This window comes from Chromatiales bacterium (assembly GCA_020445605.1).
Taxonomy (GTDB): Bacteria; Pseudomonadota; Gammaproteobacteria; order JAGRGH01; family JAGRGH01; genus JAGRGH01.
Map to the genome: position 1 here is coordinate 31,285 of JAGRGH010000003.1, position 18,056 is coordinate 49,340.

Below are 18,056 nucleotides of genomic sequence, written 5' to 3' on the forward strand. Positions count from 1 at the left end.
AAGTGCGATTTTTCGTTTTCTTTCGCTTTCTTTCATGTTCAACGTCTTACATCCGTTGAAAATGGCGGCACGTCCATGTGCCGCGGGAAACTCTGACAATTGAGAGTTTCCTTCTGAGTTACCCGGGCGCGGTGCGCACCCTGTCTTCGGCAACTCGTAGGGTGCGTACCACGCACCGTTAGCGCTAACCGTCTATAGTTGTTCAAATGGCCGTCGCGGCGCGGGCGTTCAGGTAGGCGCGGTCCGAAAGTTCACTCCAGCGCATGACCTGTTTGCGGAATTTTTCGTAGGACGCGAACACGCGTCGCGAGAACTCGTCCTTGTTCGCGAGTTCGGCGACGACTTCCAGCGACAGCGCGTGCAGCTTCTTCAGTACGTCGTCGGGCAGTCGGCGGACATCGACATGGTGTTCGTTGACCAGTGTCTCGAGCGCCGCGTTGTTGCGCGCGGTGTACTCCTCGATCATGCGCTGGTTCGCGATCGCGCAGGCGCCTTCGACGATGGCCTTCAGGTCATCGGGCAGTGCATCCCAGGCGGCCTTGTTCACGATGAGTTCCATGGCCGTACCGGGCTCGTGCCAGCCCGGGTAGTAGTAGTACTTCGCGGCCTTGTGCAGCCCGAAGGCCAGATCGTTGTATGGGCCGACCCATTCGGTCGCATCGATCGTGCCGCTCTTCAGTGCCGTGAACAATTCGCCACCCGGCAGGTTCACCGGCGTGCCGCCGGCGCGCTGCAAAACCTCGCCGCCGAGTCCGGGGATGCGCATTTTCAGTCCCGAGAGGTCGGCCAGCGAATTGATCTCGCGATTGAACCAGCCGGCCATCTGCACGGTGGAGTTGCCGGCGGCGATCGGCACCAGTCCGAAACCCGTGTACAACTCGCGCCAGAGTTCCATGCCGCCGCCGAATTCGAGCCAGGCGCCCATCTCCTGCGCGGTCAGTCCGAACGGTACGGTCGAGAAGAACTGCGCGGACTCGACCTTGCCCTTCCAGTAGTAGGCCGAGCCGTGGCCCAGTTCGACCGTGCCGCGCGAGCAGGCGTCAAAGGTCTCGAACGGCGGAACGAGTTCGCCCGCGCCGTAGACCTTCACCCGGATGCGGCCGTCGCTCATGGATTCGATCAGCTGGCCGACGCGGTTCGCCGTCGTGCCCAGGCCGGGGAAGTTCTTCGGCCAGGTCGTGACCATCTTCCACTTGTGTTCGGCCTTCGCAAACGTGCGAGTGCTGACGGCACCGGCGCCCAGCGCGACGGAGCCCGCGCCGAGCCCCCTGAGGAAGTTTCTGCGTTGCATGGTCTGGAGGCTCCGTGGATTGCGCTCGGCGCGACGGGCGCAGGAGACGCGAGGCGCGCCAGTTTCGCAGGCTGCGGGGGCGTTTCGCAAAGCCCGAACCGCTGGAAACCATGGGACGATCGGCTGAAGGTGTATACATGCAGCAGTCCGGGTCATACGATGCGGTCTCGCCGCCCGCGGGATTGTGGGATTCCAGTGAATGCTCGATTGTCACCTGAGCCGCACGACGTTGCCGCCCTGCGGCGCCGCCTGCAGGCCGAACTGAAGGCACGCTATGCGGAATTCCTGCAGGGCGCCCGGCGGGTTGTGCTGGTTGACTTCCCGAACGTTCCGAACGTCGGTGACAGCGCGATATGGCTCGGGCAAAAGGCGATGCTCGCCGAGCTCGGGGTCGAGGTGCTGTCGCAAACCGAGCGCCGGACCTATTCGGCGGCGCGGCTGCGGCGCTTTCCGCGCGAGGTGCCCATCCTGATCCACGGCGGCGGCAACATGGGCGACATCTGGCCCGCACATGAGCGACTGCGTCTTTCCGTCGTGCGCGATTTTCCCCGTCGGCGCATCGTTCAGTTGCCGCAGAGCGTGCACTATTCGTCGGAGCGGGCTCGCGATGAGTCCGCGCGAGTGCTGCGCGCACATGGGAATTTCACGCCGCTGGCGCGGGATCGAAACAGCCTCGCGATCCTGGCCGGCCCCATGGGCCTGGATGCGGCGTTGTGTCCGGATTCCGCGCTCGCGATCGATATTGCGCGACGCCGTGAGCCGGTCGTCAACGTGCTGTGTCTGAAACGCACGGATCGCGAGAGCGATTCGGCTGAGCGGATCGAAGGGCCGGACGTCGAGGTCGTGGACTGGCTTGAAGATGCCCCGTGGTGGGGGCTGACGCTGATCCGGCAGCTGGAACGGATTCGCGTCAACTATCCGCGGCGCCTTGCGTTCATCGGCGATGCGATTTCGCTCGCCTACAACAGCCTGGCCTCGCGGCGACTCGAACGTGGGCTCGGGCTGCTGAGCCGTGGCAGGGTCGTCGTTACGGATCGTCTGCACGCGCACCTGCTGTGTCTGCTGTGCGGGATTCCGCACGTGCTGGTCGACAACAACTACGGCAAGCTCAGCGCATTTCATGAGGCGTGGACCGCTGCGTCACCCCTCACCTGGTGGGCAGATGATTTCCGACACGCTGTTGCGCTCGCCCGCGAACTGGCGCAGTCGCCCGTGGGGCTGAGATCATCGCTTGCAGAGACGGGCACGTTACCGGTTCATGCCCGGGCGGAACCGGCCCGCGCAGCAAAATCCCGACCCCTGGCTGGAGGAAGCCTGAATGGCAAATCGTGATGTCGTTGTCTTGAGTGCCGTGCGCACCGCGATCGGTGGCTACGGCGGTTCGCTGAAAGAGGTCGAGGCGGCTGATCTGGGGGGCATGGTTGTAAAAGAAGCCGTCGCCCGTGCCGGCGTTGACCCGGCGAAGATCAACTACGTGACCGTGGGCAGCTGCATTCCGTGCGAGTCGCGCTCGCCGTATGTCTCCCGGGTTGCCGCGATCAATGGCGGATTGTCGGATGAATCGGTCGCCGTCACCGTCAATCGGCTGTGCGGTTCCGGGTTGCAGGCGGTGGTCAGCACGGCGCAGTCCATCCTGCTCGGCGATTGCGATTTCGGCATCGGCGGCGGTGCCGAGGTCATGTCGCGCGGCGCGTATATTTCCCCGGCGACGCGCCACGGCGCGCGCATGGGTGATACCCAGATGGTCGACATGATGGTCGCGACCCTGACTGACCCGTTCGGCGTCGGCCACATGGGCGTGACCGCGGAGAACCTCGCCGAGAAGTGGGGCTTTACGCGCGAGGACCAGGACGCCTTCGCGGTCGAATCCCAGCGCCGCGCGGCGGCCGCGATCGAAGCCGGACATTTCAAGTCTCAGATCATGCCCGTTGTGATGAAGACCCGCAAAGGCGATGTCGTGTTCGACACCGACGAACATCCCAAGCCCGGTACGACGATGGAAACGCTGGCGAAACTGCGCCCGGCGTTCAAGAAAGACGGCACGGTCACGGCCGGCAATGCCTCGGGCATCAACGATGCCGCGGCGATGGTCGTGCTGGCCGAAGCCGGCGCGGCCGAGCGTGCGGGCTGCAAGCCCATGGCGCGGCTCGTTGCCTACGGCATCGCCGGTGTGCCGCATCACATCATGGGCGAAGGGCCGATCCCGGCATCGAAGATTGCGCTGGAGCGCAGTGGCCTGAAGCTCGACCAGATGGATGTGATCGAATCCAACGAGGCGTTTGCCGCGCAGGCGCTGACCGTGCTGAAGGCGCTGGACATGGACCCGGCCAGGACCAACCCGAACGGCGGCGCGATCGCGCTGGGCCATCCGGTCGGTGCAACCGGCGCGATCCTGACCACCAAGGCGCTTTACGAACTCGAACGCATCGGCGGCAGGTACGCGCTGGTGACCATGTGCATCGGCGGCGGGCAGGGTATTTCGGCGATCTTCGAGCGTCTTTAGTCAGCGCTTGTAGACGGTGCGCCAGGAGGCGGGCGAATCGTTGGCGTCAAACAGCATCGAGCGATCCCGCACCTCCTGACTCGCGCTATCTTGAGTCGCCCGTGTGGAGCATTGCTTGCGCAGGCGTGAGCGGCGCATGGCTCCGAACCTCTCAGGTTGCGTCCGTATTGGGGATGACGATGTCGCGAGTCCGACCGATCCTGCGCGCGTTTGTGGGCCGTGTGCTTGCCGGGCGCCGGGCGACACATTTGTGGCTTTCGCGCCAGGGTGCAGAGTGGATCGGCGTCATTGGCGTCTTCGGCGTGGCCCTGGTCTTTGGCGTGGACATTGCCGCAGGAGCGGAGATCTCTACGTCCGTGTTCTACCTTGCGCCCGTGGCCGTCGCGGCCTGGTACGGCGGGCGGCGTATGGGCATCGCGATCGCACTGTTGTCGTGCATCGCCTGGTATCTGGCGGACACGATTTCCGTGCGAGCGTACTCGCACCCGGCGATCCCGGTCTGGAACGCCATCGTACGACTGGGGTTTTTCCTGACCTGCGCGTTGCTGCTCACAACACTGCGGGAGAAGGCCGAGAACGATCGGCGTCTGGCACGTACCGATGCCCTGACCGGACTGTGCACCCGCCGTGCGTTCGAGGACCGGCTCGCGCACGACCTGGCGCTGGCGCGGCGCAGCCGGCGGCCCATCACCCTGGCCTATGTCGATCTCGACAACTTCAAGCACGTCAACGATCGTCACGGCCACGCCCGCGGCGACGATTTGCTGAGAACCGTCGGAGCAGCACTCGCCGCGGGTGTCCGCCAGGTGGACACGGCCGCGCGCCTCGGCGGCGACGAGTTTGCGGTGGTGCTTCCGGAGACGGGCGAGAGCGTGGCGCGCGAAACCATGGAGGTTCTGCTGAACTCCCTGCGCGCTCGCGTGGATGCCATGGGTTTTGGCGTGGGGTGCAGTGTCGGCGTCGTCACCTTCACGCAGGCACCGCAATCGGTCGCCGTGGCCGTGGCGGTGGCTGACGCACTGATGTACGAGGTCAAAAACGGCGGCAAGGGTGCCGCCGGCTACCGTGTGTTCGGGGATTCCGCTAGCAACGAAATTGTGGCACCGGGGTAGTACCGTAGGGTGCGTACCACGCACCGCATACGGCATTTCAATCGCCTACCGGTGCGCGGTGCGCACCCTACTCACACCGCACATGGGTGCCTACCACGCACCGCATACGGCATTTCAGGAGACTTTCGGTGCGCGGTGCACCCCGGTCAACAATCCCGGCACGCGTGTGCCCTGCGAACGTCAGATTGCGCGCAGGTTCGCGTAGCCGACCACCAGCCACTTGGTGCCGGAGGCCTCGAAGTTGACCTGCACACGGGCGCTGGCGCCGGCGCCTTCGGCGTTGGTAACGACGCCTTCGCCAAAGCGCGCGTGTTCCACTCGCTGTCCGAGCCGGAAACCGCTCTCGCCCATCTGGCCCGCTGCGGCGGGTTTCGGTGCTGACGTGAATCCACGTCCCCGAGCGCGCACTTCGTCGGTCAAGGCGGCCGGAATCTCACCGAGAAACCGTGACGGCAACGGAAACACCTCACGCCCGTGCAGGCGCCGGTGTTCGGCGAGCGTCAGGTACAGCTCGCGTCGCGCGCGTGTGATTCCGACGTAACAGAGCCTTCTCTCTTCTTCCAGGCGACCCGGTTCATCGATGGACATCTGGTGCGGGAAGAGACCTTCCTCCACGCCGCAGATCAACACCAGCGGAAACTCCAGCCCCTTGGCCGAATGCAGGGTCATGAGCTGCACGGCATCGGTGAACGCATCGGCCTGGGTCTCGCCGGCCTCCAGCGCCGCATGCGCGAGAAACTGATCCAGCGGTGCCAGGGTTTCGTCGTTCTCGGACTCGAACTGTGAAGTGGCGTTGATCAGTTCGTCGAGGTTTTCGTTGCGCGACTGCGCCTTCTCGCCACCTTCCTTCTGATAGTGATCGCGCAGGCCGCTGGTTTCGATCGCCAGTGCGGCCTGTTCGTGCAGCTCCATCCCTTCGCAGCGTGCGGCGAGTTCGTCGATGAGCGTCAGGAACGCGTCGAGTGCGCCACCCGCGCGCGCGCCGAGTGCGCCGCTGGTAACGAGTGCGCGTGCCGTATCCCACATTGAACGGTCCTGCGCGCGGGCCTGTTCGCGCACGATCTCCAGCGTGCGCGCACCGATGCCACGCGTGGGCAGATTCACGACGCGCTCGAACGAGGGATCGTCGTCGCGATTCGACACGAGGCGCAGGTAGGCGACGGCGTCCTTGATCTCGGCGCGCTCGAAGAATCGCAGGCCGCCATACACGCGATAGGCGATGCCCGTGCGCAGCAGCGCGTCTTCGAGCACGCGCGACTGGGCGTTCGAGCGATACAGCACCGCGCAGTCGGCGGCGCGACCCTCGGTCTCGATCCAGCGCCGGATGCGCTCGACGATGAACGCGGCTTCATCGAGATCGGTGTTCGCGCGATAGATGTGGATCGGCGCGCCGTCGCCGGCGTCGGTCCACAGGTGCTTGCCCAGACGTCCGTCGTTGTGTGCGATCAGCGCGTTCGCGGCCGCGAGAATGGTGCCCGTGGAGCGGTAGTTCTGTTCCAGCCGCGTGAGTTTTACGTCGGGCATCTCGCGCTGAAAGCTCAGGATGTTTTCCACGCGCGCGCCACGCCAGCCATAGATCGACTGGTCGTCGTCGCCGACGGCGAACAGACGTCCGCGCCGACCGTCGAGCAGGCGCAGCCAGGCGTACTGGATGGCGTTGGTGTCCTGGAATTCGTCGACGAGGATGTGCTCGAAGCGCTCCTGGTACTGCGCGAGCAGGGGCGGGTTGTCGCGCCACAGTTCGTGTGCACGCAGCAGGAGTTCCGCGAAATCCACCACACCCGCGCGTTCACAGGCGCTCTGATAGGTCGCGTAGATCCGCGACAACTGGCGTTGCCACGGATCATTGCCGGGCTCGATGTGCTCGGCGCGCAGGCCCTCGTCCTTGCGGTCGTTGATGAACCATTGCGCCTTGCGTGGCGGCCAGCGGGCCTCGTCGAGTTCGAGATCACGCAGCACGCGGCGCACCAGGCGGTACTGGTCGTCGCTGTCGAGAATCTGGAAATTCTGCGGCAGCTTCGCCTCGGCCCAGTGCTGGCGCAGCAGCCGGTGCGCAAGACCATGAAACGTTCCGGCCCACAGGCCGCCGAGCGGCTGACCGAGCAGTTCCTCGATGCGGATGCGCATCTCGCGCGCGGCCTTGTTCGTGAACGTGACCGCGAGAATGTTGTAGGGCGAAACGCCCTCCACGCGCAGCAGCCAGGCGATGCGGTGCACGAGCACGCGGGTCTTGCCGCTGCCCGCGCCGGCGAGCACCAGATGCGCACCAGCCGGTGCGGCAACGGCCTCGCGCTGCGCATCGTTCAGGGGATCGAGAATGTCGGATACGTCCATCGCGGCGGGATTCTACCTGCTCGCGTTGGCGCTGGTTTCCGGCTCGGGACGTGCGGCCGGCCTATACTCGGGCTTTGGCCGGTCGCTGGAGCATCGCGTGGAGTGGGCTTTTCTGGCTGTCTTCATCGTCGCGGCGATCGTGGTGGGCGGGTTGTTCCGTTCGCGGTGCCCGAAATGCCGCCGTTTCGCGGCCTTTCTGCCGACCGGTGAAACCCGCTCGCCCGCGAAGACCGGAAAGCTGCGCTGGCAGGAACAGGTGCGCTGCAAGCATTGCGGACATGAGCGCTGGCGTGACCGCCAGAGCGAGTCCACAGGAGTGAACTGAACGAGGGCGTTGTGTCTGAGTCTGACGCCGGCAATCAGGAACCGGCAATTGGATAGAGCATCGGCAGCAGGAACGAGAACACCGCCCACATCAGCAGCGTCAGCGGCAGGCCGGCGCGCAGAAAATCGCCGAAGGAATAGCCGCCGGCGTTCATGACCAGCAGGTTGGTCTTGTAAGCCATGGGCGTTGCGAAGCTCATGTTCGCGCCGAACAGGATTGCGAGCACGAAGGGCTCCGGCGGCAGCGCGAGATCGTTCGCGATGGAGATCGCGATGGGCGTGCCGATCACCGCGGCCGCGTTGTTCGACACCACGTTGGTGACCAGCGCCATCAGCAGCATCAGTGCCGACAGCAGCACGGCTGGTGATGCGCCCTGCATGACGATGACCAGTTGCTCGGCGAGGTAACGCGTCGCGCCCGTGCGCGTCATGGCAATGCCCAGCGCCAGACTCGCGACGATGATGAGAATGACCGCGGGACTCAGCGCGCGGCCGACATCGGGCCAGCTCAGACAGCGCGTGATCAGCATCAGCAGCACGCCGACGACGGCGGCGACGGCGATCGACAGCAGGCCGAACGCGGCCGCTGCGACGATGCCGATCATGATGGCCGCGGCGATCGGCGCGCGTCTCGAGCGCGGCAGGTCCGCCGTGGCATCGAGCAGCAGCAGTTCGCCGTTGCGCTTGATCTCGGCCAGCCGTTCACGCGCGCCCTGCACGAGCAGCACGTCGCCGGGCCGCAGCGGCGTGTCGTTGAGGTGCCGGCCCTGCCCGGACAGCGCGCGTCCGCTGCGATGCAGGGCCAGCGTCGTCAGACGGAAGCGGTCGGCGAAGCGTGCGCCGCGCAGGGTCATGCCCACGAACGGCGAACCGGTCGTGATCACGACCTCGGCAATCTGCTCGTCGTCCTGTTTCTTGACCGCATCGAAATCCAGCCGCTCGTCGCCGGAGTACAGCGGCGTACCGAGCGCGGCTTCGTAGGCCTTCAGGCGGTCCGGCGTATCGCGCACGATGAGGCGGTCGCCCGGCCTCACGCGCACGTCGGGCAGCGGGGCGACCTCGACGCCCGCGCCGCGCTGCACATGGGCGATGCGCAGTTCGCTGCCGGCACGTTCGAGCAGTTCGCGAATTTTTTTCTCGGCCGCGAAGCTCGTTTCCTCGATGACCAGCGCGGCCTCGAACACGCGTGGCGAGGTGTCGGCCATCGGTGCCGTGCGCGCCGGCAGCAGCCGTGGCGCGACGAGCCAGAGATACACGATGCCGATGCCCCCGGCGATCGCGGCCGGCAGCAAAAAGTCGAACAGTTCGAGCCGGCGCATGCCGAGGTCCGCGGCGACCGCGACGACGAGCAGGTTCGTCGAGGTGCCGATGGTCGTCGCCATGCCGCCGACGAGGGTCGCGAAACCCATGGGCATCAGCACGTCCGACGGCGGTCTGCCCGCGCGCAGCGACACGCCGACGAGGATCGGCAGCAGCAGCACGACCACCGGCGTGTTGTTGACGAAGGCGCTGAGCACGGCACCGAACAGCAGGGTTGCGAGCAGCGACAGCGCTGGTGCCACGCTCCACAGCCTGCCGAGGGCGCGGCCGACCGGTTCCAGCGCGCCGGTGCGCACCAGCCCCTGCCCGGCGATCATCAGCGCGGAGACCGCGACCAGCGCCTCGTGGCCGAAGCCGAGAAACAGGTCCGTGGCGTGCAGCACGCCGTCGGCATCGTGAAACGGCACGAGTTCGAAACCGATCGCGAGCACCGCGAGCACGGCCAGTGCCGAGGTCTCGATCGGGATGCGCTCGCGCGAGAACAGCACCAGTGCGATGCCGGTCAGCGCCAGTACAAAAATCGCGTGGGGATTCATGGCCGGATCGAGCGTAGCAGGATTCGTATCCCCGGATGACCACGCGCGCGGCGCCGGGGCCGCGCTATGCTAGCCACCTATGCACGATCTGTTTCAAATGCTTTCGGACGTCGCGACGTTTCGCGTCATGATCGGCGAGCCGCTGCTGTTCGTCGTCTACTACGTGGGCGCCGTGGTGCTGCCCGTGCTGACCTTCATGTTCGTGCGCTGGGCCACGCGGCGCGAGCCGGCCCGAGTGCCGGTCGGTGCGCGCAGCGCCGCGCATGCGGCCGCGGAGAAGGCGCCGCGGCCGGCGCTGGTCGTGACACTGTTCATCGTGTTCTTCACGATCGGCGAACTCGTCTGGCGGCTGATGTTCGAGATCCTGATCGCTTACTTCCAGATTCACGCCGTGCTCACGGCGGCACACTGAAGCGAGTTTCGGCCAGGTCCGAGCGCGAGTTCCGGAATTGCGACCGTGTTCCCGGTTTGTTCGCACCGCCGTGTGCAAACCTCGTTCTCCAGTGCCGCACGCGCTTGCGGATGAACCAGCCGAATGTCCGGGCAGGGGTTGCCGGGGAGGCAAAGTGGAGAAACTCATCGTGGGGTGTAGAGAGATCGTCGCTGCGTGCGTGCTGGTCTTTTCAGCCCTGTTCGCCGCCTGCGCTCAGGCCGTCGCTGTTCCGGTCGTCAATCCGGGGTTCGAGGCCGAGGTCCATGGGCCAAACACGTTCACTTTCACGGCGCCGACCGGCTGGGCGGACTACAACACCGCCGCGGTCGCCGGCGAAACCGTTGGCACCCTGAACCCGGCGACGACAACGTACTTTGCTCCGGGCCAGTGGGGCGGCAGCAACGTGGCGATTGCCTACATGGATGCGGGTGGAACGGCCAATGTCGAATTTGGCATTCGCCAGACCCTGGGTGCCGTACTCGCAGCCGACACGATTTACACGCTGACCGTTGGCGTCGGCAACATCGCCTCCGGGACTTCGGACCTTGGCGGTGGCCCGATCTTTTTCGACCTGGATGGATTTCCGGGTTATCGGGTCGAACTGCTGGCGGGCACGACTCTGCTCGCGGCTGATCTGAATAGCCTGGTCATTCCCGAAGGCGAGTTTCGCCTGAGTCAGATCGTATTCGACAGCACCGGCGTCAACCCGCTTTTGATCGGACAGCCGCTGGTGATCGGGCTGGTGAATCTCAACGTGCCGGACCCGGTCGATCCGGTCGCGCATCGCGAAGTCGATTTTGACGATGTCGCACTGGATGCTTCGCCGGCGGCGCTGCCGGCGCCGGCCACGCTGGCATTGTTGATTGCGGGGCTTGCGCTGGCAGGTCTGCGTTCGCGCGGGGCTCGCCAGGGCGATCACATCTCGTAACGCAGGCCCGGCGTTAGGGCGTTCAAGCCGCCAGGGTTGAGCCCATGGTGCTGCTTCGGCGTGCCCGGGTCACCCACGGCCAGCCATCCGAGTTTCACACTGGGCGCGTTGCACGCTGGACCCAGAGCGCCGGGTCCACCGGTCAGCCAATCAGGCCGATTGGTGTCGGGGTAAAGCCCGGCAGGATCAGACCGGTGTCGGCGACGCCGAGGAAGCGCGTCAGCACCTCGGCCATGACGTCGCGAAAATCGATGCTGTGGTCGAGGTAGCGACCGTCGTGGAGATTCGCCGGGGCGAGCCCGGGCCAAGCACCATGCACACCGCCGTGGATGCCGTTGCCGGCCGCGAACCAGGCCGCGGCATGGCCGTGATCGGTGCCGCCGCTGGCATTCTCCTCGGCGGTGCGGCCGAACTCGGTCATGCTCAGGATCAGCACGTCGTCCATGCGGGTGCCGAGGTCCGTGACCAGCGCGGCAATGCCGGCGGCGAAGTCCGCATGCCGACCGGCCTGTGGACCCTGGGCGCCGCCTTGGCCCGAATGCGTATCCCAGCCGCCGATGTCGGCGGTCGCGACCTCGAGCCCCACGTCCGCCTTGATCAGGGCCGCGACCTGGCGCAATGAAGTGCCAAAGCCCGACTCCGGGTACTCGGCACCGTTTTCGGGCACGTAGTTCGAGATGTCGATCGCGGCAAGCGTCTCGAGGTTGTCGAGAAAGGTCAGCCCGGCCTGATGCAGGGCCGCACGGTGGCGGTCTTCGGCGTCGATCGACTGTTCGTAGACCGTGGCCAGCGCGTTCACCAGAACCTCGCCGTCACCGCCGCCGAACCCGAGATTGCCGATGTCGTCGAGCGTGGCGACCGGCACCTCGCCGCGCAGCGCATGCGCGAGCGAGCCGCCCATGCTGACCGCGCGCACGGCGGCGTCGATGGAGGTCTGGGCCAGGTAGCGGTTCAGCCAGCCGTCGATCGACGATTCGGGCTGGCCGCTTTCGATCCAGCGCTGGCCATCGAAATGCGACTGCGAGGCGTCCGGATACTGCACGGCCGGCAGCACGCCGAGACGGCCGTCGAGATACAGGGCATGCAGCGGCGCGAGCGCCGGATGCAGGCCGAGGAAGCCGTTCAGGTTCAGCGCGGCCGCCGGGTTGCCGGCGTTCGGCGGCGCGATGCCGATGCCCGGACGCAGACCGGCGTAGTACGGATCGCCAAATGGCACCACCGTGTTCAGGCCGTCGCAGCCGCCGCGCTGAAACACGACGACCAGGGTCGTCGGGTTCGCTTCGGCGGCCTGCGCGAAACGCAGCCGCAGCGCGCCGGTTGCGAGCGCGCCGGCGGTGAATTTCAGGAAGCGACGTCGCTGCATGCTGTGACCCCGTGTCATTGCAGGTGGAACGCCGGGAAGCCCAGCGCCAGCGCGATCGCGGTGCGCACGCGCTCGTCGGCCGCTTCAGCGTCGAGGTGGCCGAACGGCAGGTCATTGGCCGGCGCGAGCGCGCCGCGCAGAACCGACCATTCGACGTCCGAGTAGTCGTGCGCGAACAGGCGTTCGGCGAGCGCCCCGGCGATGCCGTCGGCGGTCGTATGGCCCTGCGCGTTCAATGCGCCGAGCGGATCCAGCAGATGGTTGCGATACTCGCCGGGGCGGGCGAACGCCAGCTCCGAACCAAGGCGCACCCGCGCGAGCAGCTGGTTGGAATGCGTCCAGCGTTCGCCAGTCTCGGCGTAACCGGTCGGCACCGGGTTCTGCATCAGCGGCATGCCGAGGTCTTCCAGTGCCGCGCGCATGCCGTTGCGACCCTGCACGACGCCGAGCGCACGCGAGGTTGCCAGCACCGACTCCAGTGGCGTGCGCACCTTCATCTGCGCATTGGCCAGATCGCTGAACGCCGGCGAATGCAGGATGTGCGACACGACCGTGCCGATGTGGCCGTCGGTGTCCATGAACACCCCGGCGCATTCGTCGATCGCGTCCGCGTGCGGGTCGTCGCGCACGAACAGTTGCAGCAGCTTCGTGCAGACGTGGTGCGCGGTGGACGGATGCGCGGCGAGGATGTCCAGCACGTCCTCGCCGTCCTCAACCCCGCGTCCGGCGGCGAGCACATGACCCAGCACGGTTTTCTCACCGTTGTCGTGCCAGTGCGAGCGAAACTGGAACGCACCCTCGCGCACCGTCCAGCCGGTCAGCGCGCGGGCGACCTCCTCGACATCGTCCTGGGTGTAGCCGCCATCGACGCCCATGGTGTGCAGTTCGAGCAGCTCGCGCGGGTAGTTCTCGTTCGGGTTTTCCTTGCGGCTGGTGGCGTTGTCCAGGTACTTCAGCATCGCCGGGCTCTTCGCGCTGATCCCGAGCAGGGTGCGGAACCCACCGAATGCGTTCGCGCGGAACGCCTCGATTTCGGCGAGCTCCCAGCCCCAGTTGCCGTGCTTGTTCAGATCGGTGTTGAAGTGGTTGTCCCAGAACCAGGTCATGAGCTCACGCAGCTGCGCTGCGCTGAGCCGCATGTGCGTGAGCCACCAGTTCTGCAGGTCCGAACGTGAATCCACCGGCCCGAGTTCGGCGAGCGCCGCTGCAAGTTCGGCACCGGGATCGAGGTTCGGATCCAGCTGTCCGTTCAGCCAGTCTTCGACGCCCGTTGCACGGATCGCCGCGAGCAGTTCCGGCGTCGGGCCAAAGCTCGCGCGCCGGGCCAGCTGCATGGAATCGATCGGCTCCTCGACGACCGCGAGTGTCACCGAGCGCGTGCGTCGGTTGCCGCTGAAATCGGTTGCCTCCACGCGCAGATCGAGCGTCTCGCCGGGCGCGGCCACGCCGGACGGCAGTGGCACCTGAAACGCTCCGCCGCGTGGCGGAAAGTCGAGTTCCAGACTGCGGGTTTGGCTGCCGGTGAGCGTCGCGCGCAGGTTCGCGATCTGGCTGTTGTCGCTGATGCTGCCGCTGATCACGGCGCCGCCCGTCCAGCTGACATCCGGCGCAGCGAGGCTGAGGTCTGGCGCCGCACCGTCTTCGAAAACCTCGACTGCAACTTCGGCGACCGCGCCGTTCTTGGCGGCATCCCAGGCGAACGCGCGCACCGACACCGGGCCGGGGCCGCCGATGGCGGCCGCCGGCACGGTCGCGCGCCAGAAGCCGGTGTCCGCAAACAGCTCGGCGTGAACGAACTCCACCACGTCGCCACGCGCGATGCGCAGCCGCACGCCGTCGACGCCGACGCGGTCGTGGGCGACGCCCAGCACGCGCATGCCGCCGGTTCCGATGCGTGCGCCGGCGACCGGCTCGATCAGCGTGATCTGCGGCGGGCGGAAGTCCGGCTGCAGCGGCTGGTCGCGCGTCAGCTCGAAGTCGAATTTGGCCGGGGCCGTGATCCAGTCGCTGTAGTAGTGCTCGCCGTCGCCGAACGGATTGACGGCTTTGATGACATAGATCGGCCCGCCGCCGAGGTCGGTCGGGTCGAAGCGCACCGTGCCGCCCGCGTCCGTCATACCGTCGTTCTGCCACTTGCGTTCGCCGTTCCATTCCTTGCGGATGACGACCAGCTGCACGCCGGCCAGCGCCTGGCCGGTGTCGCCCGCGACCAGCCGCACGGGGAGCTTGCCGAGCCGGAATCGGTATTCGCCGGTCGCCGTCAGCGCGTCGCTGACCGCCCAGCCGCCGTTGTAGGGCTGTGCCTTGAGCTCGTAGACGCGGCCGGCGCCGAGCCCGTCGAGGTCCAGGGTCAGGCGGCCGTCGGCGTCGGCGGTCCGTCGCGTGACCCAGTGCGTGCCGTCGGCGACGCGCTCACGCACCGTGATTTCGATCCCGGCCAGCGCAGCGCCGCTGTGGAAGTCCTCGACCCGCACTGCGAGCGGCGCATTGCCGACCGTGAAGCGGAACGCCCCCGCGGTCTCGAGGATGGCGCTGTATTTCCAGGATTGATCGATCGTGCTTTGCGCCTTGAGCCGGTAGCGTCGGCCCTGGCCGAGCCCCGGGGCGTCGAACACGGCCTGGCCGCTGGCATCGGTCTCGACCCGGCTGATCCAGCGCTGTTCGTCGTTGGCGAGGACTTCGACGAGGGTGATGTCACGGTTCGCGAGCGGTTCGCCGTCGGCGCCGGAGACCGCGGTCACCGGCAGCTGCCCGACCTCCAGCCGCACCCGTCCCGGCGCGGTGATCTCCGCCGATTCCAGCCAGCCGCTGTCGCTGGCGTTGGCGAGAAAGTAGTAGCGTGCTCCGCTGCCGAGTCCGGCGAGTTCGAAGCGGGCGATGCCGTCGGCGCCGGTTGCCGTTTTCGCGCGCCACGTGGACTTGCCGTCGCCGAGCCGCTCGCGCGCATGCACATCGACACCTGAGCGCGGCGTGCCGCTGAGCGCATCGACCAGCAGCACCTCGGCCTGGCCCGCGGCGGCGGGTGCCGGTGCAGACAGTGCGCACAGTGCGCCAAAGCAGAGGAAACTCCGAAAAATTCCGGAGTTTCCCGCGGCACAGGGGCGTGCTGCTCTGGCAATCCGGGACCGATGGATCAGTGCTTCCCAGAGACCACGTACACCCACGTTTCCTGCTCCCGATGACCTGTATGCGTCGGGCGCTGCTGCCCGCAACCGCGCTTTTGATGAATAATCGCGGCCGTCTTGGCCGCTGGATGCGACGCGGTTCGCAAACGGTGGTCGTCAGGGTGGAGTCAGTGCATGTTTTTGTCGGAACTGTGAGCGCGTTCACGCGATGCGACTGAGACCGGAACAGATCGAATCGCAGCTGCACGAGCCGTTTGCGCCCGTGTGGGTCGTCAGCGGCGACGAACCCCTGCAGTGCGGCGAGGTGCTCGATGCGATCCGTGCGGCGACCCGTGCCGCCGGCTTCTCCGAGCGCATCGTGCTGGATGCCGATACCGGCTTCGACTGGGCCGAGCTCTACGCCTGCGCCGAATCGATGTCGCTGTTCGCCGAGCGGCGACTGATCGAGCTGCGTTTGCCCTCGGGCAAGCCCGGCAAGACCGGCGCGGAGGCATTCGTCGCCTGGACAGCGCGCCTGCCCGCGGACACGATCCTGGTCGTGAGCCTGCCGCGCATCGAAAAGCGCGCTCGCGGCAAGTGGTTCGATGCGCTGGAAGCCGCCGGCGTGCTCGTCGAGGTGTGGCCGGTCGGGCCGGACACGCTGCCGCGCTGGATCGGCGCGCGTGCGCGTCGTCTCGGACTCAAGCCCGATGCGGCCCTGGTCGCGATGCTCGCCGAGCGCACCGAGGGCAATCTGCTGGCCTGCGCGCAGGAGCTCGACAAGCTCCTGATGTTGCGCGGGCCCGGCGCCGTGTCGGCCGCCGAGGCCGAGGCCGGGCTCGCGGACGCCGCGCGATTCGATGCGTTCACGCTCGCCGAGGCCGTGCGCGGTGGCGATGCCGCGCGCGCGGTGCGCATCTGCCGTGGCATCGAAGCCGAGGGTCAGGAACTGCCGATGGTCGTCGGCGCGCTGGCGCGGGAGATCCGCATTCTCGCGCAGCTCGCCGCGGGCGAACCGGCGCAGGCGGTGTTTCGCGAACACAAGGTGTTCGGGGACCGGGCGCAGGCCTACAGCCGGGCCGCGCGGCGCTTGACGGCGCGGCGCTGGCTCGGACTGCTCGGCCAGCTCGGTGGCGTGGATCGCGCCGCAAAGGGCCGGGCGGGTGGCGTCAGCGGCTGGGCGGCACTGGCGGCACTGGTGGCCGCGGCCTGCGGTGTCGGCGAGGGGGCGGCGACGGCCGATCCGGTATAGTTGCTCGGTGCGCCGAGCAATCCGTCCGGGACTGACGGCGGCGCGAAGCTGAAAAAAGCGCGGTTTTTCGGCTTCCTGCATTTTCAGGCGCTTTCGCGCATTGAAAATGTCGGCACGGCCATGTGCCGAACCGATTCTTGAGTTCACCTCAACCCACTCACTTGCGTGAACACCGTCATGAACGTTCCGGCTGAACTTGATCTGTCCGTCGAAGACTATGTCCGCCAGCTCGGGCGCGAGGCCCGCGCGGCGGCCGCCGCCATGGCGCGCGCGGAGACCGGCGCCAAGAACGCCGCGCTCGAGGCGATGGCGCATGCGATCGAAACCGGCGCGAAAACGCTGACCAGCGAGAACGCGCGCGACCTCAAGGCCGGTCGTGCGAACGGGCTCGACGATGCGCTGCTCGACCGGCTGGAACTCACCCCGGCGCGGATCGGCGCCATGGCGCAGGGTCTGCGCGAGATCGCCGCGCTGCCCGACCCGGTGGGCGCCGTCACCGATCTCAACTATCGGCCGAGCGGCATCCGCGTCGGGCGCATGCGCGTGCCGCTCGGCGTGATCGGCATCATCTACGAATCCCGTCCGAATGTGACCGCGGATGCCGCCGGGCTGTGCCTGAAGGCTGGCAACGCCACCATTCTGCGCGGGGGCTCCGAGGCGATTCACTCCAACCAGGCGATCGCCGCCTGCGTCGCGAACGGGCTGGCTTCGGCCGGCCTGCCGGAGACGGCGGTGCAGGTCGTTGCCACGACCGATCGTGCGGCGGTCGGTGCGCTGCTGACCATGCCGGAGTATGTCGATGTCATCATCCCGCGCGGTGGCAAGGGCCTGATCGAGCGCATCAGCCGCGAGTCGCGCATCCCGGTGATCAAACACCTCGACGGTATTTGCCACGTCTACATCGACGCCTCGGCCGACCCCGCCAAGGCCATCGCGATCGCGGACAACGCCAAGACCCATCGCTATGGGGTGTGCAATGCCATGGAAACCCTGCTCGTGGATGTCGCGATCGCAGCGGATGTGCTGCCGCAGCTGGGCAAGATCTACACCGGCAAGGGTGTGGAGCTGCGCGGCTGCGCGCGTACCCGCGCCATCCTGCCGACGGCGAAACCGGCGACCGAACAGGACTGGGGCACGGAGTATCTGGCGCCGATCCTCGCCATCCGCATCGTCGACGGACTGGATGCGGCGATCGAGCACATTGAAACGCATAGCTCGCACCACACCGACAGCATCGTCACGCAGGACTGGACGCGCGCGCAGCGCTTCCTGCGCGAGGTGGATTCCAGTTCCGTGATGGTCAACGCCTCGACGCGCTTCGCCGACGGCTTCGAATACGGGCTCGGCGCCGAGATCGGCATTTCCACCGACAAGCTGCATGCACGCGGCCCAGTCGGGCTCGAGGGCCTGACCACGCAGAAATTCGTCGTGATGGGCGACGGCCACGTGCGCAAATGACGCGCCGCAATACCATCGCGCCTTGACCTGACCGGCAGCGGCTGCAAGACTCCGGGTAAGAACCACCGGTACAGCACGGTGGACGTCGCCGCCGGATG

Annotated in this window: 14 protein-coding genes; 9 read left to right on the forward strand and 5 right to left on the reverse strand. The window is 66.9% G+C overall.

Going from position 1 to position 18,056, the window contains the following annotated elements; translation table 11 throughout:
• Positions 1–202 precede the first annotated feature (202 nt).
• A complete protein-coding gene (gene dctP / locus KDG50_00350; protein MCB1863852.1) occupies positions 203–1,291 on the reverse strand; it encodes a TRAP transporter substrate-binding protein DctP in 1,089 nt (362 codons plus the stop codon).
• Positions 1,292–1,498: 207 nt separating this feature from the next.
• On the opposite strand from dctP, the gene KDG50_00355 reads away from it, so the two are divergent.
• The 3 genes from KDG50_00355 to KDG50_00365 all read left to right on the forward strand — a co-directional run bounded on the left by KDG50_00355 (position 1,499) and on the right by KDG50_00365 (position 4,906).
• The gene (locus KDG50_00355; GenBank protein ID MCB1863853.1) at positions 1,499–2,623 is read left to right on the forward strand and encodes a polysaccharide pyruvyl transferase family protein; all 1,125 of its coding nucleotides are present in this window, start codon (positions 1,499–1,501) and stop codon (positions 2,621–2,623) included.
• Positions 2,610–3,794 (forward strand): acetyl-CoA C-acyltransferase family protein, encoded by a 1,185-nt coding sequence (locus KDG50_00360; protein MCB1863854.1) that lies wholly within the window; start codon positions 2,610–2,612, stop codon positions 3,792–3,794. Before KDG50_00355 ends, KDG50_00360 begins: the two co-directional genes overlap by 14 nt.
• Before the next feature lie 179 nt (positions 3,795–3,973).
• Positions 3,974–4,906 (forward strand): diguanylate cyclase, encoded by a 933-nt coding sequence (locus KDG50_00365; GenBank protein MCB1863855.1) that lies wholly within the window; start codon positions 3,974–3,976, stop codon positions 4,904–4,906.
• A 180-nt stretch (positions 4,907–5,086) separates the two neighbouring features.
• Here the strand turns inward: KDG50_00365 and uvrD are convergent, their stop codons facing one another.
• Positions 5,087–7,240 carry a DNA helicase II gene (gene uvrD / locus KDG50_00370; protein ID MCB1863856.1) on the reverse strand — a complete coding sequence of 718 codons (2,154 nt, stop codon included), beginning with the start codon at positions 7,238–7,240 and terminating at the stop codon, positions 5,087–5,089.
• On the opposite strand from uvrD, the gene KDG50_00375 reads away from it, so the two are divergent.
• Positions 7,224–7,565 (forward strand): hypothetical protein, encoded by a 342-nt coding sequence (locus KDG50_00375; GenBank protein MCB1863857.1) that lies wholly within the window; start codon positions 7,224–7,226, stop codon positions 7,563–7,565. The genes uvrD and KDG50_00375 overlap by 17 nt on opposite strands.
• Before the next feature lie 34 nt (positions 7,566–7,599).
• On the opposite strand, the gene KDG50_00380 is transcribed toward KDG50_00375, so the two are convergent.
• On the reverse strand, positions 7,600–9,420 hold the full coding sequence (locus KDG50_00380) for an SLC13 family permease (GenBank protein MCB1863858.1): 1,821 nt from the start codon (positions 9,418–9,420) through the stop codon (positions 7,600–7,602).
• Positions 9,421–9,517: 97 nt separating this feature from the next.
• Here KDG50_00380 and KDG50_00385 point away from each other — a divergent pair, with 97 nt between their 5' ends.
• Both KDG50_00385 and KDG50_00390 read left to right on the forward strand, forming a co-directional pair.
• Positions 9,518–9,832 carry a DUF4282 domain-containing protein gene (locus KDG50_00385; GenBank protein MCB1863859.1) on the forward strand — a complete coding sequence of 105 codons (315 nt, stop codon included), beginning with the start codon at positions 9,518–9,520 and terminating at the stop codon, positions 9,830–9,832.
• Positions 9,833–9,986: 154 nt separating this feature from the next.
• A complete protein-coding gene (locus KDG50_00390; protein ID MCB1863860.1) occupies positions 9,987–10,781 on the forward strand; it encodes a hypothetical protein in 795 nt (264 codons plus the stop codon).
• 142 nt (positions 10,782–10,923) lie between these two features.
• On the opposite strand, the gene KDG50_00395 is transcribed toward KDG50_00390, so the two are convergent.
• Complete coding sequence (locus KDG50_00395; protein MCB1863861.1) at positions 10,924–12,144, reverse strand: DUF1501 domain-containing protein; 1,221 nt, start codon at positions 12,142–12,144, stop codon at positions 10,924–10,926.
• Positions 12,145–12,158: 14 nt separating this feature from the next.
• Positions 12,159–15,308, reverse strand: a complete 3,150-nt coding sequence (locus KDG50_00400; protein MCB1863862.1) for a DUF1800 domain-containing protein — start codon at positions 15,306–15,308, stop codon at positions 12,159–12,161.
• A gap of 169 nt (positions 15,309–15,477) precedes the next feature.
• Between KDG50_00400 and holA the strand changes: the two genes are divergently transcribed.
• The 3 genes from holA to KDG50_00415 are packed head-to-tail and all read left to right on the forward strand — an operon-like array spanning position 15,478 to position 17,958.
• Positions 15,478–16,500 (forward strand): DNA polymerase III subunit delta, encoded by a 1,023-nt coding sequence (gene holA, locus KDG50_00405; protein ID MCB1863863.1) that lies wholly within the window; start codon positions 15,478–15,480, stop codon positions 16,498–16,500.
• Positions 16,501–16,641 (forward strand): hypothetical protein, encoded by a 141-nt coding sequence (locus KDG50_00410; GenBank protein ID MCB1863864.1) that lies wholly within the window; start codon positions 16,501–16,503, stop codon positions 16,639–16,641.
• 36 nt (positions 16,642–16,677) lie between these two features.
• Entirely contained in the window at positions 16,678–17,958 is a 1,281-nt protein-coding gene (locus tag KDG50_00415) for a glutamate-5-semialdehyde dehydrogenase (GenBank protein ID MCB1863865.1), read from the forward strand.
• Positions 17,959–18,056: the final 98 nt, after the last annotated feature.